The organism is Arthrobacter sp. Hiyo1 (assembly GCF_001263615.2).
In the GTDB taxonomy this organism is placed as follows: Bacteria; Actinomycetota; Actinomycetes; order Actinomycetales; family Micrococcaceae; genus Arthrobacter.
Genome location: NZ_DF952471.1, coordinates 443,468 through 445,318, shown reverse-complemented (window position 1 = coordinate 445,318; position 1,851 = coordinate 443,468). Strand labels below are relative to the sequence as shown.

Below are 1,851 nucleotides of genomic sequence, written 5' to 3'. Positions count from 1 at the left end.
CAGCTGGACGGGCGAGAGTCCCAGCCCTTCAAGGATCGCCACGGTCCGTGCCGCGACCTCAGCCGAGCCTTCCTGCAGTTGATGGTCAACCACGACGGCGGCTACGCTCACGGGGCGGCCGTGAACGTGGCCACGCCGGGCAAAATAGGCTGCCACTGAGGCAAGCGCCAAGGAATCCGGCCCCCCGCTGCAAGCCACCAGGATTCGCTCGGGGTAGCCCGCGGAGGCCAGCGCGTCCTGCAACATATTCCGTGCTTTGCCGACGACCGGCGCCAAACGCCCGGGACGCCGTCGTCCACTGCTTGGAGCGCTTTCAGTGCTTGGCGGGTTTCTACTGCTTCCGCCCTGGCCCGATGTGGTGCCTGCGGTCACAGCCCCATCCGCTCAAGCCACAGCTTGGAGTCGTGGATCTCGGTCTCCGTAGGCAGTTTGTCGGCCGATTCCCAGACCCGGTTGAGGCCCTCCATGCCCGCCACCGCAACCACTTCGCGGACAAACTTGGCTCCGTCGCTGTACTGGCGCATCTTGGCATCCAGGCCGAGGATGTTGCGGATGAACTTCTCGATCACGCCCCGGTCCTTGCCCCGTGCGTTGAAGCGCTGCCTGATGGTCTTCACTGAAGGGACAAGGGTGGAATCGACGGCGTCCATCACCACGTTGGCGTGGCCTTCAAGCAAGCTCATGACAGCTGTGAGATGCGAGAGCGAGGCCTTTTCCTCAGGGTTCTGGAGCAGGTCCAAGATGGCCCCGCGGCCGGGTGTGGCGCCGGTGGAGCGATCGCGCAGGGAGCGCGCGGCGGCAGTAGCGCGATCCATGATGGAGTCCACATTGCCGATGAGATTGGCGCTGAGGCGCTCGATTTCCTCGAGCATGTGGGTCCGGAGCCAGGGAGCCGCGGCGAACTGCACCCGGTGGGTCTGCTCGTGAAGGCAGACCCAGAGCCGGAAATCGTCTGGATCGACGTTGAGCTCGCGCTCCACGGAGATGATGTTCGGAGCCACCAGCAGGAGCCGGCCCGCAGGCGGTGCTTTCGAGTCCGGGGCGAGCGCGGCGAAGGGATCGTATTGGCCCAGGACTTTGCTCGACAAGAAGGCAAGCACAGCCCCGAGCTGGCTGCCGGTGATGGCGCCGCTCGCGGCCGCCGCTGCCGGTGTCATCGCCGGACCCCGCCGGGAATCCAGCATTTGTTTAAGGGCCGGCTGGAGCATCACCGCAAAACTCTGGGTATTGGCCTTCGCCCACGACGCCCGGTCAACCACGAGCACATGGGAATCGCGGAGATCGCGCGCGGCTTCCAAACCGGTGATGTCATGCACATGCGGTACCGAAATGTCCGCACTGAAGCGCAGGCTGTCCACGGCTTTGCCGATCTGGGCCGGACTCAGTACGGGACCGGGGGGAGCGAGCCGGGCGGCCGTGGAGGCGGCCAGCTCCCAGTTGATGAGGGACTGGGCTTGCTGCTGAGACTCCATACGAACCATCAGAACACAACAGTCTGAATCTGCACCCTTAAGTTCGCTCAGCGGCGAACGCCAGGCAGCGGCAAAGGTCAGCCGGCGCGGCAACCGCATGACGCGAGGGCCGTCGCGGACCTGTCCAGCGCCACTTTGTTCCCCGCCGCGCCCGGCGTCAGCCCGTTGCCGATAAAGGAAAAGACCAGGAGGCGGCCGTTCGCGTCCACCACATAGCCGCTCAGAGCGATCACCGAATTCAAGGTGCCGGTCTTGGCCCGCACCAATCCAGCCCCTTGGGAGGTGGTGGCGTCTGCGTAGCGGTCGCCGAGCGTCCCGGTCAGCCCGGCAACGGGGAACCCGGCGAGGGCGGCACGGAGGCGAGTGTCCGGTCCGGAGG

The 1,851-nt window shown here is 65.9% G+C and carries 3 protein-coding genes; all 3 read right to left on the bottom strand.

Translation table 11 applies throughout. From position 1 onward, the window contains the following. Positions 1-246 (bottom strand): ATP-binding protein (locus AHiyo1_RS13595; protein WP_275937062.1); only part of this gene is annotated, 246 nt, incomplete at its 3' end. 122 nt (positions 247-368) lie between these two features. After that, positions 369-1,472: a zinc-dependent metalloprotease gene (locus AHiyo1_RS13590; protein ID WP_253257327.1), complete on the bottom strand. Its 1,104-nt coding sequence runs from the start codon at positions 1,470-1,472 to the stop codon at positions 369-371. Between the two features lie 77 nt (positions 1,473-1,549). After that, on the bottom strand, positions 1,550-1,851 hold a 302-nt coding region (locus tag AHiyo1_RS13585; protein ID WP_172465590.1), incomplete at its 5' end, for a D-alanyl-D-alanine carboxypeptidase.